Here is a 16,211-nt window from a genome sequence, read left to right as displayed (position 1 = left end):
GGAGAATCTTTCAAATTGCGTCACGGAACCGGTTTTTTGTTGCGCAGGGGAATTGCCGACACTATCGATGTTGGCCCCGGAAAGACAACAGCCGCCGCAGCCAGAAGAACGGCTGCCCACAGGAAGCTGGGAGGAGGAATGCCAGTGAATGAGAAGGCCGCCCGAACGCGCACATCCGTAACGGAAAGCGAAGCGCTCGCCTTCCATGCCGAGGGCAGGCCCGGCAAGCTGGAGATCAACCCAACCAAGCCGATGGCGACGCAGCGGGATCTGTCTCTGGCCTACTCCCCCGGTGTCGCGGTGCCGGTCAAGGCAATCGCCGCCGATCCCGCCACCGCCTACGACTATACCACCCGTGGCAACATGGTGGCGGTGATCTCCAACGGAACGGCAATCCTGGGACTTGGCAATCTCGGTGCGCTGGCGTCGAAGCCGGTCATGGAAGGCAAGGCCGTCCTCTTCAAGCGCTTCGCCGATGTCGATTCCATCGACCTGGAAGTGGACACGGAAAATGTCGACGAGTTCGTAAACTGCGTCCGCTTCCTCGGCCCCTCCTTCGGAGGCATCAATCTCGAGGACATCAAGGCGCCCGAATGCTTCATCATCGAGAGCCGCCTGCGCGAGATGATGGACATTCCCGTCTTCCATGACGACCAGCACGGGACCGCGATCATTGCTGCCGCCGGCCTGGTCAATGCCCTGGAACTGACTGGGCGGGACCTCAAAAATACCCGGCTCGTCTGCAACGGCGCCGGTGCTGCTGCGATCGCTTGCGTCGAGCTTATCAAGGCCATGGGATTCAACGCGGACAACATCATCCTCTGCGACACCAAGGGGGTCATCTACCAGGGCCGCTCCGAGGGAATGAACCAGTGGAAATCCGCTCATGCCGCCAAGACGGACAAGCGGACGCTGGCGGAGGCGATGGACGGTGCGGATGTCGTGTTCGGGCTTTCGCAGAAGGGCGCCTTCTCCGAGGAGATGATCCGTTCGATGGCCGACAGGCCGATCATCTTCGCCATGGCCAATCCCGATCCGGAGATCACGCCGGAGGAGGTGGCCCGCATCCGCGACGACGCGATCATGGCGACCGGCCGTTCCGACTATCCGAACCAGGTCAACAACGTCCTCGGGTTTCCCTATATCTTCCGTGGTGCGCTGGACGTGCGGGCCACACAGATCAACGATGCGATGAAGATCGCCGCCGTCCGGGCGCTGGCAAGTCTGGCGCGCGAGGACGTGCCGGACGATGTCGCGGCCGCCTACCAGGGCAACCGCCCGATATTCGGATCCCAGTACATCATCCCCGTGCCCTTCGATCCGCGGCTGATTTCTGCCATTCCGGTCGCGGTTGCAGAAGCCGCGATGGAAAGCGGCGTTGCGCAAAAGAATATTCCGGACCTTGCCGCTTATGCGCGAGAGTTGTCGGCTCGGCGCGACCCGATCGCAGCGACGACGCAAGGTATCTACGAGCGCGTGCGCCGCCTCCCCAAACGTGTCGTTTTCGCCGAGGCCGAGGAGGAGCAGGTGATGCGGGCGGCTGTCTCCTTTGCCCATCACCAACTCGGTACTGCCATCCTGCTCGGGCGCGATGACGTCATCAGAACGACGGCGGAGAAGGCAGGAATCGACCTCGAACGGCCGAACATCGAAATCGTCAACGCACGCATCTCGACGCGTGTGGACGCCTATATCGATTATCTTTACGAGCGCCTGCAGCGAAAAGGCTTCCTGTTGCGGGACGTGCAGCGCCTGATCCACAACGACCGCAATCACTTCGCCGCGACCATGGTTGCCGTCGGTGACGCGGATGCAATGGTCACAGGCACGACCCGGAACTATGCAACGGCGCTGCAGGACATTCGCCGCTGCATCAACACCAAACCGGGCCACCGCGTCATCGGCGTGTCGCTCGCCCTGTCCCGCGGCCGGACGGTGTTCGTCGCAGATACGGCGGTTCACGACATGCCGACGGCGGAGGAGCTTGCGGATATCGCCGTCGAAGCTGCCCGGGTTGCGCGCCGCATGGGCTACGAGCCACGCGTCGCCCTGCTCGCCTATTCGACCTTCGGCCAGCCCACCGGGGAACGCTCCGAGCGTGTGCGGGAGGCGGTCAAGATCCTCGACCGTCGCCGTGTCGACTTCGAGTATGATGGTGAGATGGCCGCCGACATCGCACTCAATCCGCAGCGAATGGAGCAGTATCCCTTCTGCCGCCTCTCCGGCACGGCCAATGTCCTGGTGATGCCGGCCATTCATTCGGCATCTATCTCGACCCGCATGCTGGCGGAACTGGGCGCGGCGACCGTGATCGGCCCGCTTCTGGTTGGGCTCGACAAATCGGTGCAGATCACGTCGATGGGCGCCAAGGATTCCGACATCGTGAACATGGCGGCGATCGCCGCCTACAACGCGGGGAGTTAGCGGTCAGCTGGCAAAACGTCCGGCATCGGCGCCATAGTAGTTGATATAGCGGTTCGAGATCGCGGAAATCGGCAACACGACCAGCACATCGGTGGTGTTGAAGGCCGCATCCACCACCGCGCCGTCGCCAATCATTGCGCCGAGGCGGAGATAGCCTTTGATCAGCGGCGGCATGGCCGCCAGCGCCTTGCGCGTGTCTATCCCTTCAGGCGGCACGAGGTCCATCTCCCGGCGCAGGTCCGGGCGTGCCGCTACGGCCCATTCGCCCTTCGCACTCACATTGTGCTGGAGGAAAGACAACGCCAGGGCATGCTCCTCCGGATGTATCCCTGGAAAGGAGGCGCAGCCGAACATGGCAGCCATGCCGTGCTTCAGCGCATAGGCCCAGTTGCCCTGCCAGAGAAGTTCCACTGTCCGCTTCGTCCGATAGGCCGGCAGGACGCAGGAGCGACCCAGTTCCATGAACAGCTTGTCGGGATGACGCGCAAGCAACGGCTCGATCTCGAACTCCGAGGCGCTGTAGAAGCCGCCATGGGACATGGCCACCTGGTGGCGCAACAGGCGGTAAGTGCCGACGATCTGGTCCTCGATCTCACCCTCGATGGCAAGATCGATGACGAGGAGATGGTCGCAGATGGCATCGAAGGTATCGATGTCACGGTGAAGGCGCATCGCCTCTGGGGGCAGTTGTGCCTTCATCTCCTCCACGAACACGCGGTAGCGGACGGCCTGTGCCGCATCCACTTCACGCGCCGTCCGCGCAAGCCGCGTTTCCAGACTGCCGATCCGTCCAAGGATCTCCTCGGCCGGCTGCTGAACCAGAGTCTGGCTGGGGTTCGCGTTCACGTCATGCTTCAGAAGGTCTAGCGCCATGGTGATTTGCCCCACAGGTTCAACTCACCGCCGTATAATCATCTTCCCGCAACAGAAAAATGACAATGGGTGTCACAATAGGTTGGGGCAGAGCCGCCCGTCAATGCAGTTCCGTTGGCGCCACCTTACGCGAGGCCAACTGTTCGACCAGTTGCAGCAGATGCTGAGGGTCCGTCGGCTTCCCGAGCCGCGCGCTTATGCCGAGTGCTTCCGAACCGACCAGCGACTGTCCTGAAGCATCTCCGGAAAGCACGATGACCGGCGTGGCTGAAAGAGTGTTCAAAGCTTCATGCCGCCGCAGTTCAGCCAGTGCCTCCATCGTGGGCATACCCGGCATGTGAAGGTCGGTGACAATGACATCGGGGCGACCGTCCGGTATCGCGGCATGATCGAGAATCGATCTTGCATTGTCGACGACATCCACGCGGTGGCCCCCTTTCCTCAGAGCAGCGCTGACCAGTTTCGCTCCGACGGGATCATCCTCTGCGACAAGGACATGTAGCCTCGACACTGCAGGTGAGTTCATCGCTTCGGTTGTCGATCCGGCCGAAAGGTTTGCTTCGTCGCGGCTCCGAGAGCCCCTGAGGCGGCCGGACAGGACATCGATCAGCGATTTCTCACGCAGCGGCCGTATCAGCCAAGCGTCATACAGCTCCTGCGGCTGCGAGGCCCGCTCTTCCGGGTTGACGAGGAGGATGCGGTGCAGCGGACCGCTCATCTGGCTATCTATCGGCTGGGCCGCCAGCCGATGATCGACAATCAGATCGGTAAAGGGCGTCAGTGCTAGATCACCGTTGAGCAGCTCGGCTGCATCCGCCGTACTCTCGACATGGCGGCAGGTTCCCCCCAGCGTTTCGATCGTCGTAACGGTTGCCGTGGCCGCCGGCCCGGCCGGTGCCAGCAACAGGACCCGATTTCGCTCCAGCAAGCTTCCTCGCCGAGTAGCGCCCGCCGGCGCATCCTCGGCAAGCGTCAGCGGGAAACGGACCGTGAAGGTGGTGCCCAGGCCAGGCTCGCTCACCGCCAAGAGGTTGCCGCCGAGTTCCCGCAATATGTGAAGGGCTATCGCAAGCCCGAGACCTGTTCCGCCACTGCGCTGGGCCGCATTACCCATCTGCTCGAACTCGCGGAACAGCCGTATCCGGGCATCGGCATCCATTCCGGGACCAGTGTCGGCGACGGCGATGACGACGTCCGAACCGTCCGCGCGGACGCTGATCAGGACGCCGCCGCGTTCCGTGAACTTCACGGCATTGCCGATCACGTTGAAAAGCACCTGCCGAAGACGGGCGGGATCGAACTCAAGCAGTTCCGGTACGTCTGCAGCAACCGTCGCGGCGAGCTCTATGCCCTTCTCATGCGCGCGCGGTGCGAGCATTTCCACGACCGTCTCGATCTGCTGACGGATGCTAGCGGTCCGGTTGTTGAGGCGAAAGCGTCCCGCTTCGAGCGTCGAGAAGTCTAGGAGATCTTCTACGAGTTGGACCAGCGCATGCCCCGACTGGCGGATGCCGCTCAGATAGTTCTGCTGTTCGGCGGTAAGCCGCGTCTGTCCGAGAAGATGGGTCATGCCGAGGATGCCGTTCAGCGGCGTTCGCAGTTCGTGCACGACCGTGGCAATCTGGCGGGATTTTGCGGCGCTCTCCGCTTCTGCGTCACGCAGCCGCCTGCCGGAAATGCGATCTATAAAGACCGAGCAGCTGTCACGCAGCCGCGGCAGGCGATCCTTCAAGGTGGCAAAGGGGAAACGCATCGGAAATGGCCCGGCACAGTTTCCCCGAACATTGCACCTGCAAAGCTAACAAATCTCTACTCGCTCTCGCTGGCGCGGGCAGCCTTCCGCGACCCCAGAAGCTCATCCAGGATGACCAGGGCAGCCCCGATCGATATGAAACTGTCGGCAAGGTTGAAGACGGCGAAAGACCAGGTCTGCGTATAGAAGAGAATGTAATCGATCACGTGGCCATAGACGAACCCATCGATCAGGTTGCCGATCGCGCCTGCGACGATGAGAGTGAATCCGAGATGGGCGAAACCACGTTCCCCGGGCGTGCGGCGCCAGAGCCAGAGCACGAAGGCGACAATCACGACCCGCATGCCGATGATGAACTCCCTCTCCATTCCCGACAGGAGAGAGAAGGCGACGCCGAGATTGTAGGTCCGGTAGAGCGCCAGCATCGGCAGGATAGGAACCGCCTCTTCCAGCGGCAGATAGGCTTCGACCGCAAGCTTGACCGCCTGATCCAGCACGACGGCAATGACGATAAGCACTACGGCGACGAGCGGACGTGAGAACCTGGAAGCAGTCGCTACGATCATCCGGCGTCCTCCAGCTTCAGGAGATGACGGCGGGCCTCAAAGAGCATGACCGCCGTCGCGACCGCAAGATTGAGGCTGTCTGCCCTGCCCTGCTGTGGGATGCGCACCAGTCGATCGGCGGACTTCGCCAGTGCCTCGGGAAGACCTGATTGTTCATTACCCATCAGCAGGACCGTCGGTTTCTTTTCATAATTGACTGTCCGATAGTCAACCGCGCCGGCGAGATGGGTTGCGACGACCTGGGCCCCCGAACGTTTCTGCCACGCAAAGAACTCCTCGGTGGTAGCTCTGGCGAGCGGGACTGCGAAAACGGATCCCATTGTGGCGCGGACGGTTTCCAGAGAGAAGGGATCGGTACATTCCCCGACCAGAATCACGCCAGAGGCACCGGCCGCGTCCGCGGTGCGGATGATCGTGCCCAGATTGCCCGGATCGCGGACGCGATCGAGGGCCACGTAGGTCACCCCTTGGCTCGGCCGGAGGTCGTCAAGCGGTGTCCAACGCTGCTCAAAAATGCCGACCACCATTTGCGGATTGTCTCGACGCGTGATGGAGGAGAGGACCTTCTCGCTGACTTCGAGCACGAGCCCCCCCTTGGCGATGGTGCGGGCAGCTACCTGTTCCACCAGAGGCTTTCCCTTGGCGGCCTTCGCATAGGCGAGGATCCGGATAGTCCAGCCCAGTTCCAGCGCATCGATGACCAGCTTCAGCCCTTCTGCCATGAAGGTCCCGCTCTGCTCGCGATCCTTCTTGTTGCTGAGCGCCTTGATATCCTTGACGATCGGGTTTGAGAGGCTGGTCACCTCCTTTACCTGGCCGACGCGCCGAGAACCCTCGTTGTGGTGATCATTGCTCATTCGCGCACCCAGCGGCTGAATAGGGAGGTTGACAGGGCACGACCGACAGCACCGCCGTCGATGCCCGTTTCGCGGATGACCAGTTCTCCCGATTCCACGGCACCGCCCGCGCCGCGCATCGTCTCGCGCATCAGTTCGTGGATCGAATAGAAGCTCGCCCGGATCGAATAGGCGGTCAGCACCAGACCGACAGCGCGCGGAGAGAGCAGCTCGCGGCAGACGTCCAGCATAAGGGGCAGGTGATCGAACAGATGCCAGACTTCGCCATTGGGACCGCGGCCAAACTTCGGCGGATCGGTCAGGATAATATCGTAGTGGTTGCCTCGCCGTTCCTCCCTCTGGATGAACTTCATGGCGTCTTCGCAAATCCATCGGATCGGCGCCCGCTCCAGGCGCGACAGGGCCTGGTTCTCGCGAGCCCAACCGATCGCCTTCTTCGATGCGTCCACATGGGTGACCTCGGCGCCGGCAGCTGCCGCGACAAGCGAGGCAACCCCCGTATAACCGAAGAGGTTCAGCACCTTGAGCGGGCGGTCAGCACTCTCGACCTGCTGCTTCATCCACTCCCAGTGGACGATCTGCTCCGGGAACACGCCGACATGGCGGAAAGAGGTGAACCGGCCGAGGAAATCGACGCCAAGCAGCGACAGGGGCCAGGTTTCTCCCTGCGCCTCCTTCGGAAAGCGCCAGCGTCCAATGCCGTCCTCGTCCGTATCTCCGGTGAAGACGGCATCGACCTTCTCCCAGACAGAAGGGGGGAGCGACGGCTGCCAGAGCGCCTGCGCCTCCGGCCGCACGATCCGATAAGGCCCATATTGCTCGAGCTTCAACGCATTGCCGCTGTCGATCAGGTGAAAGTCCCCGGCGCCGCGTGACTCGAGTATGACCGGCACGCGCTCAGACGGGCGTTCGCCGACCCGCTGGATAAGAGGCCGCTGTGGCGCAGGCTCGGCCGCCGCTCGGCCGCCAGCGACAGATCCTCCCTCGCGCTCTCCCTTTGCCGGCCCGCCGGGACGGGGGCGCGCGGAACGCGGGCTGCCGCTCGTGCCGGGTCTCCGCTCCGTGCGTTTTTCCCTGTTTTTCACTGCACATCCGATCGGTTGACGTTTCGCTGCAAATAGCAATTGCCCCGGCAGTTGGCAAAGGGCTTTAGAGCCGGCGAGGGTCACCGGAGACCTTCTACTCTGGGGCGTCCATTAGGGATGCGTTGACTTTAGAGGTCCACAGGCGTAGAAGCCCGCCGCAATTGCAACGGACAAAAGCAAGCACCCTTACCCACTCGCCATGCCTCCTAAAAACATCCCGGTGCCGCGTGAAGCGCTTGGATGAGGTGGATGGTTGGCGTAGACTGAAACACGCAAGTCACGATAAGAAGGAACCAATCCATGAGTGTGCGTGTATCTGGTAAACAGATGGAGATCGGTGAATCGTTCCGCCAGCGGATCGAGGACCAGATCGGCGAGGCTGTCGCCAAGTACTTCGATGGGGGGTACGCAGGTCAGGTGATCGTGGAGAAATCCGGATCGCGTTTCTCAGCCGATTGCAAGATACATCTCGATACCGGCATTGTCCTGCATGCAGCAGGCCAGGCTAACGATCCGCAGTTGAGCTTCGATGCCGCCGCAGAGCGCATCGAGAAGCGCCTTAGGCGCTACAAGCGCAAGCTGAAGGACCATCATGGCGGTTCCCACGGCAACGGCCAGGAGATCGCCTACACCGTCATGGATGCCATTCCGGAAGAAGACGAGGAACTGCCAGAGGATTTCGCGCCCACCATCGTGGCGGAAAGTTCCAAGCAGTTGCGCACGATGTCGGTCGCTACCGCTGTCATGGCCCTGGACATGACGGACGAGCCGGTCCTGCTTTTCCGGAGCCCCGGCAAGGAAGACCTGAACATCGTCTATCGCCGCAACGACGGCAATATCGGCTGGATCGACTCCACCAATATCAAAGGCTAACGATTCTGGGAGAGCGTCGGCGACGACGCTCCCTCCACCTTGCGGTGGTAAAAAGGAAGAAGAGAATGGCTTTGGCAGATTTGCTACAGCAAGATGCGATTATTCCCGCCCTGAAAGTAAATTCCAAGAAGCAGCTGTTGCAGGAGTTGGCCTCCAGGGCCTCCAAGCTCACCGGGGTTGCCGAGCGGGAGATCTTCGACGTCATTCTGCAGCGGGAACGGTTGGGTTCAACCGGCGTCGGTCACGGCGTGGCCATTCCGCATGGCAAGCTTAACAGTATTTCGTCCATTAGCGGTGTCTTCGCGCGACTTGAAACGCCCGTTGACTTCGAGGCTCTCGACGATGAACCCGTCGACCTTGTATTCCTTCTGCTTGCTCCCGAAGGGGCCGGAGCAGACCACCTTAAGGCGCTTTCGCGGATCGCCCGCGTGTTGCGCGACCAGGAACTTGTCGCGAAGCTTCGCCAGACGGATTCGGCATCGGCGATCTACGCCTTCCTGAACCAGGAACAGGCAACCGCCGCCTGACAACAGAACTGAGACTGAAATAGCCGCCCGTCGCCTATGGCAGCGGGCGGCTATTTTGCGTTTACGGAGAGGTTGTCAGCCGTTCGTCGTTTCGCTCTCGCCGGGGGCGGTGGTCCCTTCGACCTTCGGCCCCCCTTTGGAAACGCCAACCATGGCAGGCCTCAAGACACGCTCACCGATCGTGTAACCCGCCTGAACCACCTGGAGAATGGTGTTGTTCGGCACTTCGGGATTGGGGATCTCGAACATGGCCTGGTGGAAGTTGGGATCGAACTTCTGGCCCTCGGCGTCCATCTTCTTCACGCCGTGGCGTTCGAGCGCAGACAGCATCGAACGTTCGGTCATTTCCACGCCTTCGAGCAGCGAGGTCAGGCTCTGGTCGGCCGCGGCACGAATTTCGGCCGGGACGGCATCGATCGCCCGACGGAGATTGTCGGAGACGGCCAGCATGTCACGCGCGAAGGCGGCGACCGAATAGGACTTCGCGTCCTTCACATCGCGTTCCGTACGACGACGCAGGTTTTCCATCTCGGCGGCCATACGCAGGAAACGATCGCGAAGATCGGTATTTTCGGCCCTGATTGCCTCGATGGGATCAGGCTCGGCGATCCGAGATTCACCACCCTCAACCGTCTCCTGATCCTGCTGCCCCGATGCCACAGCCTCGGCAGCATTTTCCGCGGCGGTTTCGTGCTTGCCCGCGTCAGGTCCGGTTTTCTTTGTCTCGTCGGTCATGACCATCTCCGGTATCTTAGTTCACAAAGTCGTGCCCGATATCGAGGTTTGGACCTCAAAAATCAAGGCTGGTCCGAGAATGGGGTGTTATCGTGGCTTCCGGGTCAGGCGCGCCAGAAGCTGGGCGGTATAGTCGACCATCGGGACGACCCGCGAATAGTTAAGCCGTGTCGGGCCGATCACGCCGACGGCCCCCACGATGCGTTCTTCCTGATCCCTGTAGGGCGCGACGATCAGGGACGAGCCCGAGAGCGAGAAGAGCTTGTTCTCCGACCCAATGAAGATTCTGACGCCCGGCCCACTTTCGGCAAGGTTCAGTATCTCGATGAGGCTGTCCTTCTTCTCCAGATCGTCGAAGAGCAGGCGCAGCCTGTCCAGATCGTCGAGACCCGTCATTCCTTCGAGCAGGTTTGCGCGCCCGCGTACGATCAACTGGTTCGGCTTGCCGTCTTCGCGCGTCCCGGACCAGACGGCCAGGCCGCGCTGCACGAGATCCTGCGACAGCGCGGTCAACTCCGTCTGAACCTGCGTCTTCAGCCTCTCGAGTTCGGCGCGAAGCTCAAGGAGAGTCTGGCCCGTCAGATGAGCATTCAGGAAGTTTGCGGCTTCTGTCAGTTGCGAGGAGGTCACTCCCGCAGGCAGGTCGATGATCCGGTTTTCGACCTGGTTATGTTCGCCTACCAGGACCGCCAGGGCCTTGGTCGGCTCCAGCCGGATGAACTCTACATGCTTGAGGATAGGATCACTCTTGGTGGTGACGACGATGCCGGCGCCGCGCGAGACACCGGAGAGCATCCGGCTGGCATCGTGCATCAGGCTCTCAAGCGGTCGGTCGCGGTCCTCCGGGCGGATCTGGCGTTCAATGCTCGTCCGCTCCTCCTCCGAGAGATCACCAACCTGCATGAAGGCATCGACGAAAAAGCGCAGGCCGGACTGGGTCGGCAATCGACCTGCGCTGACGTGTGGAGAATAAATGAGGCCGAGCTCTTCCAGATCGCTCATGACATTGCGGACAGATGCCGGCGACAGCGACATAGGCAGGAGGCGGGAAAGATTTCGAGAACCAAGTGGTTCTCCGGTTTCAAGGTAGCTTTCGACGATGCGTCTGAAGATCTCACGCGAACGGTCGTCAAGCACCGCGCCGCTTTCCCTTCGTTCCATCAATCCCATCGTTCCCTTGAAGCCCTCGGTTTGTCTGGGTGGAATATAGTGATCCGGCGCGGTCTTCGCCATACGGAAGTTCTGCGCGCCTTCGGGACCGCTCCGAGACACGCCTTGCCCCTTTTCCTTTGCAAATGCCGGGCGACGTCCGTAGAACGCCTAGGAAATTCTCAGGAGCATGACATGCGGCCTTCAGGCAGAAAAACCGACCAGATGCGCAAGGTTTCCTTCGAGCGCAACTTCTCGAAACATGCGGAAGGGTCCTGCCTCGTCCGCTTCGGCGACACCCACGTCCTCTGCACCGCGAGCCTTGAGGAGAAGCCTCCGGCATGGCTTCGCAACAGCGGCAAGGGCTGGGTGACGGCCGAATACGGCATGCTGCCTCGCGCGACCGGTGATCGGATGAAGCGCGAAGCTGCGTCCGGCAAGCAAGGCGGGCGCACCCAGGAAATCCAGCGCCTGATCGGCCGCTCGCTTCGCGCCGTGGTGGACCTGAGCGCGCTTGGGGAAAAGCAGATTACCATCGACTGCGACGTCATCCAGGCGGACGGCGGCACGCGAACCGCTGCCATCACGGGCGGCTGGATTGCTCTGCACGACTGCCTGAAATGGATGGAAGCCCGTTCGATGACGAAGCTCGACAAGGTCCTGAAGGACCACGTCGCGGCGATCTCCTGCGGTATCTTCGCTGGACAGTCGGTCATCGACCTCGACTATCTCGAAGATTCCGCCGCCGAAACGGATGCCAATTTTGTCATGACCGGCACGGGCGGTATCGTGGAGGTACAGGGAACCGCCGAGGGTGCACCGTTCAGCCAGGAAGAGTTCCTTTCACTGCTGGCGCTGGCGAAGGCGGGGACCGAGGAACTGGTGGCACTTCAGAAGCAGGCCATCACTGCCTGACCGGAGAGCGCGATGCTGATCGAAGGGATGCTCGAGACCGCCCTCTATGCCGAAGATCTCGATGCGGCAGAGGGTTTCTACGGCGGCATCCTGGGACTGGAGCGGATCGTCCGGGCCAGCAACCGCCATGTCTTCTTCCGGTGCGGGCAAGGCGTGCTGCTTGTCTTCAATCCGGACGAGACGGTGAAGCCGCCTGCCGAGAACGGGCCGCAAGTCCCGCCACATGGCGCGACAGGTGCAGGCCATGCCTGCTTTCGGGTCGCCCGCAGCAATCTCGACGCTGTCGCCGACACGCTGAAGAAGGCAGGCGTCGCGATCGAGAGCGACGTGATATGGCCGAACGGCGCCCGGTCGATCTACTTCCGCGATCCGGCGGGCAACAGTCTCGAATGCGCCGAACCGGGCCTCTGGTCCATCGGCTGAGGAAATCAGGAACATGCGCAAACTCGACACCAGGACGATCGTCGTCGCCAGCCACAATGCCGGCAAGATCCGCGAGATCGCCGAGCTCATTGCTCCGTTCGGCTTCAGCGCGAAATCTGCGGCTGAACTGGCGCTGGAGGAGCCGGCCGAGACCGGTACGACCTTCGAGGAAAACGCGGCTATCAAGGCACTGGCCTCCGCCACGGCATCCGGCCTTCCGGCGCTCTCCGACGATTCCGGCCTCGTCGTCGATGCACTCGATGGGCAACCGGGCGTCTACACTGCCAACTGGGCAGAGCGCGAGGACGGCAGCCGCGATTTCATCATGGCTATGGAGAAGGTCGAGAAGGCGCTCTTAGAGCGCGGGGCGACCACCGCCGAGCAGCGCACCGCCCGTTTCGTGAGCGTGCTTTGCCTTGCCTGGCCGGATGGCCATACGGAGTTCTTTCGTGGCGAGGTCGAGGGCAGCGTCGTCTGGCCGCCCCGGGGAGACAAGGGCTTCGGTTACGACCCGGTCTTCCAGCCGAAGGGCTATGACACTACCTTCGGCGAGATGAGCTCGGAAGAAAAGCACGGCTGGAAGCCCGGGGGTTCCGATGCGCTTTCGCACCGCGCCCGCGCATTCAAGCGCTTCGTGGAAACCTGCCTGGAGAGCTGAGTGCCGTTCAACCCCGACGCGCCCCTTCTGCCCGATACCGGGGAACCCGGCTTCGGCATCTATGTGCATTGGCCGTTCTGCGCGGCGAAGTGTCCCTACTGCGATTTCAACAGCCATGTCCGGCACCAGCCTGTCGACCAGCCTCGCTTTACCGCCGCCTTCCTGCGGGAGATGGCCACCATGCGTCAGATGAGCGGGCCGAAGACCGTTACCAGTATCTTCCTCGGCGGCGGAACGCCGTCGCTGATGGAGCCGGGCACGGTCGCCGCAGTCCTCGACGGCATTGCCCGGTACTGGCATGTGCCGGATGGGATCGAGATCACCATGGAAGCCAATCCGTCCAGCGTCGAGGCGGAGCGGTTCCGCGGCTATCGGGCGGCAGGCGTAAACCGCGTGTCTTTGGGCGTGCAGGCCCTCAACGATGCCGACCTGAAATTTCTGGGCCGGCTCCATGACGTGACCGATGCGCTGAAGGCGGTCCGCCTGGCGCGGGAGATCTTTCCCCGCATGAGCTTCGACCTCATCTATGCCCGTCCAGGGCAGACGGTCGAGGCATGGGAGGCCGAGCTCGAGCAGGCGATCTCCTATGCCGTCGACCACCTCTCGCTCTACCAGCTCACCATCGAGGAAGGCACGCCGTTCTACGGCCTTCACAAGGCCGGCAAGCTTGTCGTGCCCGACGGCGATCAGTCTGCGAACCTCTACGAGGCGACGCAGGAGATCACCGCCCGTCACGGACTGCCGGCGTATGAGGTTTCAAACCATGCCCGACCGGGCGCCGAAAGCCGCCATAACCTCACCTACTGGCGCTATGGCGACTATGCGGGGATCGGGCCGGGAGCACACGGCCGCCTCACACGCGGCGCGGCCAAGATCGGGACAGCGACCGAACGGCGTCCCGAGACATGGCTGGAACTCGTAGAGCAACAGGGACACGGCCTTGTGGACCAGGAGGACCTCGGCCGCGACGAGCAGGCCGACGAACTGCTGTTGATGGGGCTGAGATTGACCGAGGGCGTCGACCTTGCCCGCTGGCAGCAACTGTCCGGCCGGGATCCCGATCCCGCACGGGAGGAGACCTTACTGGAACACGGCTTTATCGAACGGCTTGGCAATTCGAGGCTGCGCTGCACCCCTAAGGGAATGCTCATCCTGGACGCCGTGGTCGCGGATCTGGCCTGCTAGGGATTTGGACAGCAACCGGCCCCTGCCGGATAAACGAGAAGGCCGGCATCTCTGCCGGCCTATCTTGATCAGGCATTGTTCTCGTTGATCAGCCGCTTCAGAAGCTCCACTTCGTGGCAGAGCTTGCTGTCGCCCGAGATCAGGTCTTCAATCTTTCGTACAGCATGAAGTACCGTCGTATGGTCGCGTCCGCCGAAGCGGCGACCGATCTCCGGGAATGACCTAGGCGTCAGAGTCTTCGCCAGATACATGGCGATCTGGCGCGGTTTCACCACGACTCGTGTTCGGCGATTGGAAACGAGTTCCTGTCGCGAGACGTTATAGTGACGGGCGACGATCCGCTGGATGTCCTCGATGCGGACGCGCTTTGCCTCTCCAGTGCCGACCAGATGGGCGAGCAGTTCATCGACGCGCTCGATCGACAGCGAAGGCTCGAACGAGCGGCGAAAGAGCAACTGGTTGAATGCACCTTCCAGTTCGCGACCGCTATTGGCGACATTGCGGGCCACATGCGAGAGGATTTCGACCGGGATGTCCAGCGAGGCGTCTTCCTGCTGAGCCGCCTCCAGGCGACGCTTCAGCATTTCGAAGCGCATCTCATAGTCGGGGCTTTCCATCTCGATCGCCACGCCGCCCTGCAGGCGCGAACGGACGCGCGGGTCCAGGGACTCCAGTTCCCAAGGCGCACGGTCGGCGGCCACGACCACCTGCTTGGCGCTGTCGAGCAAGGTATTGAGCAGGTGGCAGAACTCGTTCTGGATCATCTTGCCCTGCAAGAACTGCATGTCATCGATGATCAGAAGGTCGATATTGCGCAGCGAATCCTTGAGCGTCAGGGCGTTGTTGTCACGGATCGCGGTTGCGAAGCGCCACATGAAATATTCGGCAGTCAGGTAGACGACGCGCGGCGCGCGGGCGCTGGAGACGGCGGCATTGGCAATCGCCTGGAGCAGGTGCGTCTTTCCGAGACCGACACCGGAGTGGATGAACAGTGGGTTGAACCGGACGGCGCCGGCGCCAGCCTCGGCAATCGTTCGGGCCGCAGCCAGCGCTACCCGATTGGACGGACCCTCCACATAGGTATCGAAGGTGAAGCGGGAATCGAGCGGTGAGCCGAACAGCGGCGCGGCAGCACTCGGTCGCGGGCTCGCCGCGGCTGTCGGAAAGGTGGCAATCTTGCCGATTTCGCGGGATGCCGATTGCCGCGAGGCAGAGGGCGTAGCGACGGGGGCGGCCTCTGTGGCCTGAGGGCTAGTTTCTGCGGAAACCGGACGCGGATTGCGGCTGGCGCTGCGAACCAGGATCTCCACCTTCAGGATGCCCGGCTCCTCCGCCTGAAAGATGCTGGTGATCAGGTCAAGATAGCGGTTGGTGATCCACGATTTCAAAAAGGTGGTCGGAACGCTCAGCCGAACGACGCTCTTGGAGAAGGAATGAAGCTTTAGGCGACCAAACCAGCTTGTGTATACATCGGCACCAACCTGGGCCTTCAACCGCTGCTTTACGCGACCGAAGAGAGCTTCATCCGTCATGTCCGAGCTTACCTCTTTTGTCTGCGTCGATGATGTCTCGAATGCCTGTCGTACATGGTCCGCCTCGCCCAATGCACGTGCCGCCGTATTCGTCTGCATTTATTCTGCCGCCTTCTAGTTCCTGCACCAGCGGCACCGCTGCCGCCAGACCATCCTCGATCTCGCAAGCTCGACCTGCTGCTGCATCATCGTCGAGCCGTCCCTGCGTCCTTTGTCAACGTTGCGGTACAGTCAAAGATACCGCTTCTCGGACCTAACGCCGCGTCTCCGCGACCGTTTACCCGGGCTCCCATCCTCGTCCTGACGAGACCCGTCCTTACTTCCTCCTTGTCTCCGGCCGAAGCCAGTCGTCGCACACCCGTCCCGTTCGCATTCCCGACAGGAATCCGGCGCACAACCTTTGGTTACATGGAAAGCGGACATCGCAGTCCGCAACAAGAGCGAAAAAGCTGCTGCTCCGCGCCGGTAAAACGCGAATGGCGGCGGCTTTCTTGAAGTCGTCCCCGTGCCCTTGCTGAAGCCATTTAGGCAGGATCGGAGGTGGAGATCAATGCTGATTTTTACCCAAAATTAATTGGCAAGCGTTGACTCTTCCGACCCGGTTTGCATCGCTTGAAAGGCGCTCCCGAGAATCCCTGTCGAATCAATAGGATTCG

Annotated in this window: 15 protein-coding genes; 7 read left to right on the top strand and 8 right to left on the bottom strand. The window is 61.8% G+C overall.

Annotated elements, in window-relative coordinates; all coding sequences use genetic code 11:
• The first annotated feature begins 138 nt into the window (after window positions 1-138).
• On the top strand, window positions 139-2,424 hold the full coding sequence (locus tag NT26_RS00075; RefSeq protein ID WP_052636616.1) for an NADP-dependent malic enzyme: 2,286 nt from the start codon (window positions 139-141) through the stop codon (window positions 2,422-2,424).
• A gap of 3 nt (window positions 2,425-2,427) precedes the next feature.
• Here the strand turns inward: NT26_RS00075 and olsB are convergent, their stop codons facing one another.
• The 5 genes from olsB to NT26_RS00050 all read right to left on the bottom strand — a co-directional run bounded on the left by olsB (window position 2,428) and on the right by NT26_RS00050 (window position 7,558).
• Window positions 2,428-3,297: a l-ornithine N(alpha)-acyltransferase gene (gene olsB, locus NT26_RS00070; RefSeq protein ID WP_052636614.1), complete on the bottom strand. Its 870-nt coding sequence runs from the start codon at window positions 3,295-3,297 to the stop codon at window positions 2,428-2,430.
• 100 nt (window positions 3,298-3,397) lie between these two features.
• Entirely contained in the window at window positions 3,398-5,050 is a 1,653-nt protein-coding gene (locus NT26_RS00065) for a hybrid sensor histidine kinase/response regulator (RefSeq protein ID WP_052636612.1), read from the bottom strand.
• 56 nt (window positions 5,051-5,106) lie between these two features.
• Window positions 5,107-5,616 carry a signal peptidase II gene (gene lspA / locus NT26_RS00060; protein WP_052636610.1) on the bottom strand — a complete coding sequence of 170 codons (510 nt, stop codon included), beginning with the start codon at window positions 5,614-5,616 and terminating at the stop codon, window positions 5,107-5,109.
• Window positions 5,613-6,473, bottom strand: coding sequence for a TrmH family RNA methyltransferase (locus NT26_RS00055; protein WP_052636608.1), 861 nt, complete (start codon window positions 6,471-6,473; stop codon window positions 5,613-5,615). Before NT26_RS00055 ends, lspA begins: the two co-directional genes overlap by 4 nt.
• The gene (locus NT26_RS00050) at window positions 6,470-7,558 is read right to left on the bottom strand and encodes a class I SAM-dependent methyltransferase (RefSeq protein ID WP_082077586.1); all 1,089 of its coding nucleotides are present in this window, start codon (window positions 7,556-7,558) and stop codon (window positions 6,470-6,472) included. Before NT26_RS00050 ends, NT26_RS00055 begins: the two co-directional genes overlap by 4 nt.
• 300 nt (window positions 7,559-7,858) lie before the next feature.
• Between NT26_RS00050 and hpf the strand changes: the two genes are divergently transcribed.
• A complete protein-coding gene (gene hpf, locus NT26_RS00045; protein ID WP_052636606.1) occupies window positions 7,859-8,431 on the top strand; it encodes a ribosome hibernation-promoting factor, HPF/YfiA family in 573 nt (190 codons plus the stop codon).
• A gap of 65 nt (window positions 8,432-8,496) precedes the next feature.
• Window positions 8,497-8,958, top strand: coding sequence for a PTS IIA-like nitrogen regulatory protein PtsN (gene ptsN, locus NT26_RS00040; protein WP_052636604.1), 462 nt, complete (start codon window positions 8,497-8,499; stop codon window positions 8,956-8,958).
• A 75-nt stretch (window positions 8,959-9,033) separates the two neighbouring features.
• On the opposite strand, the gene grpE is transcribed toward ptsN, so the two are convergent.
• Both grpE and hrcA read right to left on the bottom strand, forming a co-directional pair.
• Entirely contained in the window at window positions 9,034-9,693 is a 660-nt protein-coding gene (gene grpE, locus NT26_RS00035; RefSeq protein WP_052636602.1) for a nucleotide exchange factor GrpE, read from the bottom strand.
• 87 nt (window positions 9,694-9,780) lie between these two features.
• Complete coding sequence (gene hrcA / locus NT26_RS00030; protein WP_052641593.1) at window positions 9,781-10,863, bottom strand: heat-inducible transcriptional repressor HrcA; 1,083 nt, start codon at window positions 10,861-10,863, stop codon at window positions 9,781-9,783.
• Between the two features lie 174 nt (window positions 10,864-11,037).
• Between hrcA and rph the strand changes: the two genes are divergently transcribed.
• Genes rph through hemW form a run of 4 tightly spaced genes read left to right on the top strand, consistent with a single transcriptional unit; the run spans window position 11,038 to window position 14,023 of the window.
• Window positions 11,038-11,757 carry a ribonuclease PH gene (rph, locus tag NT26_RS00025; RefSeq protein WP_052636600.1) on the top strand — a complete coding sequence of 240 codons (720 nt, stop codon included), beginning with the start codon at window positions 11,038-11,040 and terminating at the stop codon, window positions 11,755-11,757.
• 12 nt (window positions 11,758-11,769) lie between these two features.
• Window positions 11,770-12,180 carry a VOC family protein gene (locus tag NT26_RS00020; RefSeq protein ID WP_052636598.1) on the top strand — a complete coding sequence of 137 codons (411 nt, stop codon included), beginning with the start codon at window positions 11,770-11,772 and terminating at the stop codon, window positions 12,178-12,180.
• A gap of 13 nt (window positions 12,181-12,193) precedes the next feature.
• A complete protein-coding gene (gene rdgB / locus NT26_RS00015) occupies window positions 12,194-12,838 on the top strand; it encodes an RdgB/HAM1 family non-canonical purine NTP pyrophosphatase (RefSeq protein ID WP_052636597.1) in 645 nt (214 codons plus the stop codon).
• The gene (gene hemW / locus NT26_RS00010; protein ID WP_052636594.1) at window positions 12,839-14,023 is read left to right on the top strand and encodes a radical SAM family heme chaperone HemW; all 1,185 of its coding nucleotides are present in this window, start codon (window positions 12,839-12,841) and stop codon (window positions 14,021-14,023) included.
• A 68-nt stretch (window positions 14,024-14,091) separates the two neighbouring features.
• On the opposite strand, the gene dnaA is transcribed toward hemW, so the two are convergent.
• A complete protein-coding gene (dnaA, locus tag NT26_RS00005; protein WP_052636592.1) occupies window positions 14,092-15,654 on the bottom strand; it encodes a chromosomal replication initiator protein DnaA in 1,563 nt (520 codons plus the stop codon).
• Window positions 15,655-16,211 lie beyond the last annotated feature (557 nt).

It is taken from the genome of Pseudorhizobium banfieldiae, assembly GCF_000967425.1.
Taxonomy (GTDB): domain Bacteria; phylum Pseudomonadota; class Alphaproteobacteria; order Rhizobiales; family Rhizobiaceae; genus Neorhizobium; species Neorhizobium banfieldiae.
Note: the sequence above shows the minus strand (reverse complement) of the source record. Positions and strands in the feature narration are given on the sequence as shown.

Bases quoted from the DNA above. Each gene is read 5' to 3' on its own strand.
- NT26_RS00075 (WP_052636616.1), top strand. From the start codon at position 139: ATGCCAGTGAATGAGAAGGCCGCCCGAACGCGCACATCCGTAACGGAA.
- olsB (WP_052636614.1), bottom strand. From the start codon at position 3,297: ATGGCGCTAGACCTTCTGAAGCATGACGTGAACGCGAACCCCAGCCAG.
- NT26_RS00065 (WP_052636612.1), bottom strand. From the start codon at position 5,050: ATGCGTTTCCCCTTTGCCACCTTGAAGGATCGCCTGCCGCGGCTGCGT.
- lspA (WP_052636610.1), bottom strand. From the start codon at position 5,616: ATGATCGTAGCGACTGCTTCCAGGTTCTCACGTCCGCTCGTCGCCGTA.
- NT26_RS00055 (WP_052636608.1), bottom strand. From the start codon at position 6,473: ATGAGCAATGATCACCACAACGAGGGTTCTCGGCGCGTCGGCCAGGTA.
- hpf (WP_052636606.1), top strand. From the start codon at position 7,859: ATGAGTGTGCGTGTATCTGGTAAACAGATGGAGATCGGTGAATCGTTC.
- ptsN (WP_052636604.1), top strand. From the start codon at position 8,497: ATGGCTTTGGCAGATTTGCTACAGCAAGATGCGATTATTCCCGCCCTG.
- grpE (WP_052636602.1), bottom strand. From the start codon at position 9,693: ATGACCGACGAGACAAAGAAAACCGGACCTGACGCGGGCAAGCACGAA.
- hrcA (WP_052641593.1), bottom strand. From the start codon at position 10,863: ATGGGATTGATGGAACGAAGGGAAAGCGGCGCGGTGCTTGACGACCGT.
- rph (WP_052636600.1), top strand. From the start codon at position 11,038: ATGCGGCCTTCAGGCAGAAAAACCGACCAGATGCGCAAGGTTTCCTTC.
- NT26_RS00020 (WP_052636598.1), top strand. From the start codon at position 11,770: ATGCTGATCGAAGGGATGCTCGAGACCGCCCTCTATGCCGAAGATCTC.
- rdgB (WP_052636597.1), top strand. From the start codon at position 12,194: ATGCGCAAACTCGACACCAGGACGATCGTCGTCGCCAGCCACAATGCC.
- dnaA (WP_052636592.1), bottom strand. From the start codon at position 15,654: ATGCAGACGAATACGGCGGCACGTGCATTGGGCGAGGCGGACCATGTA.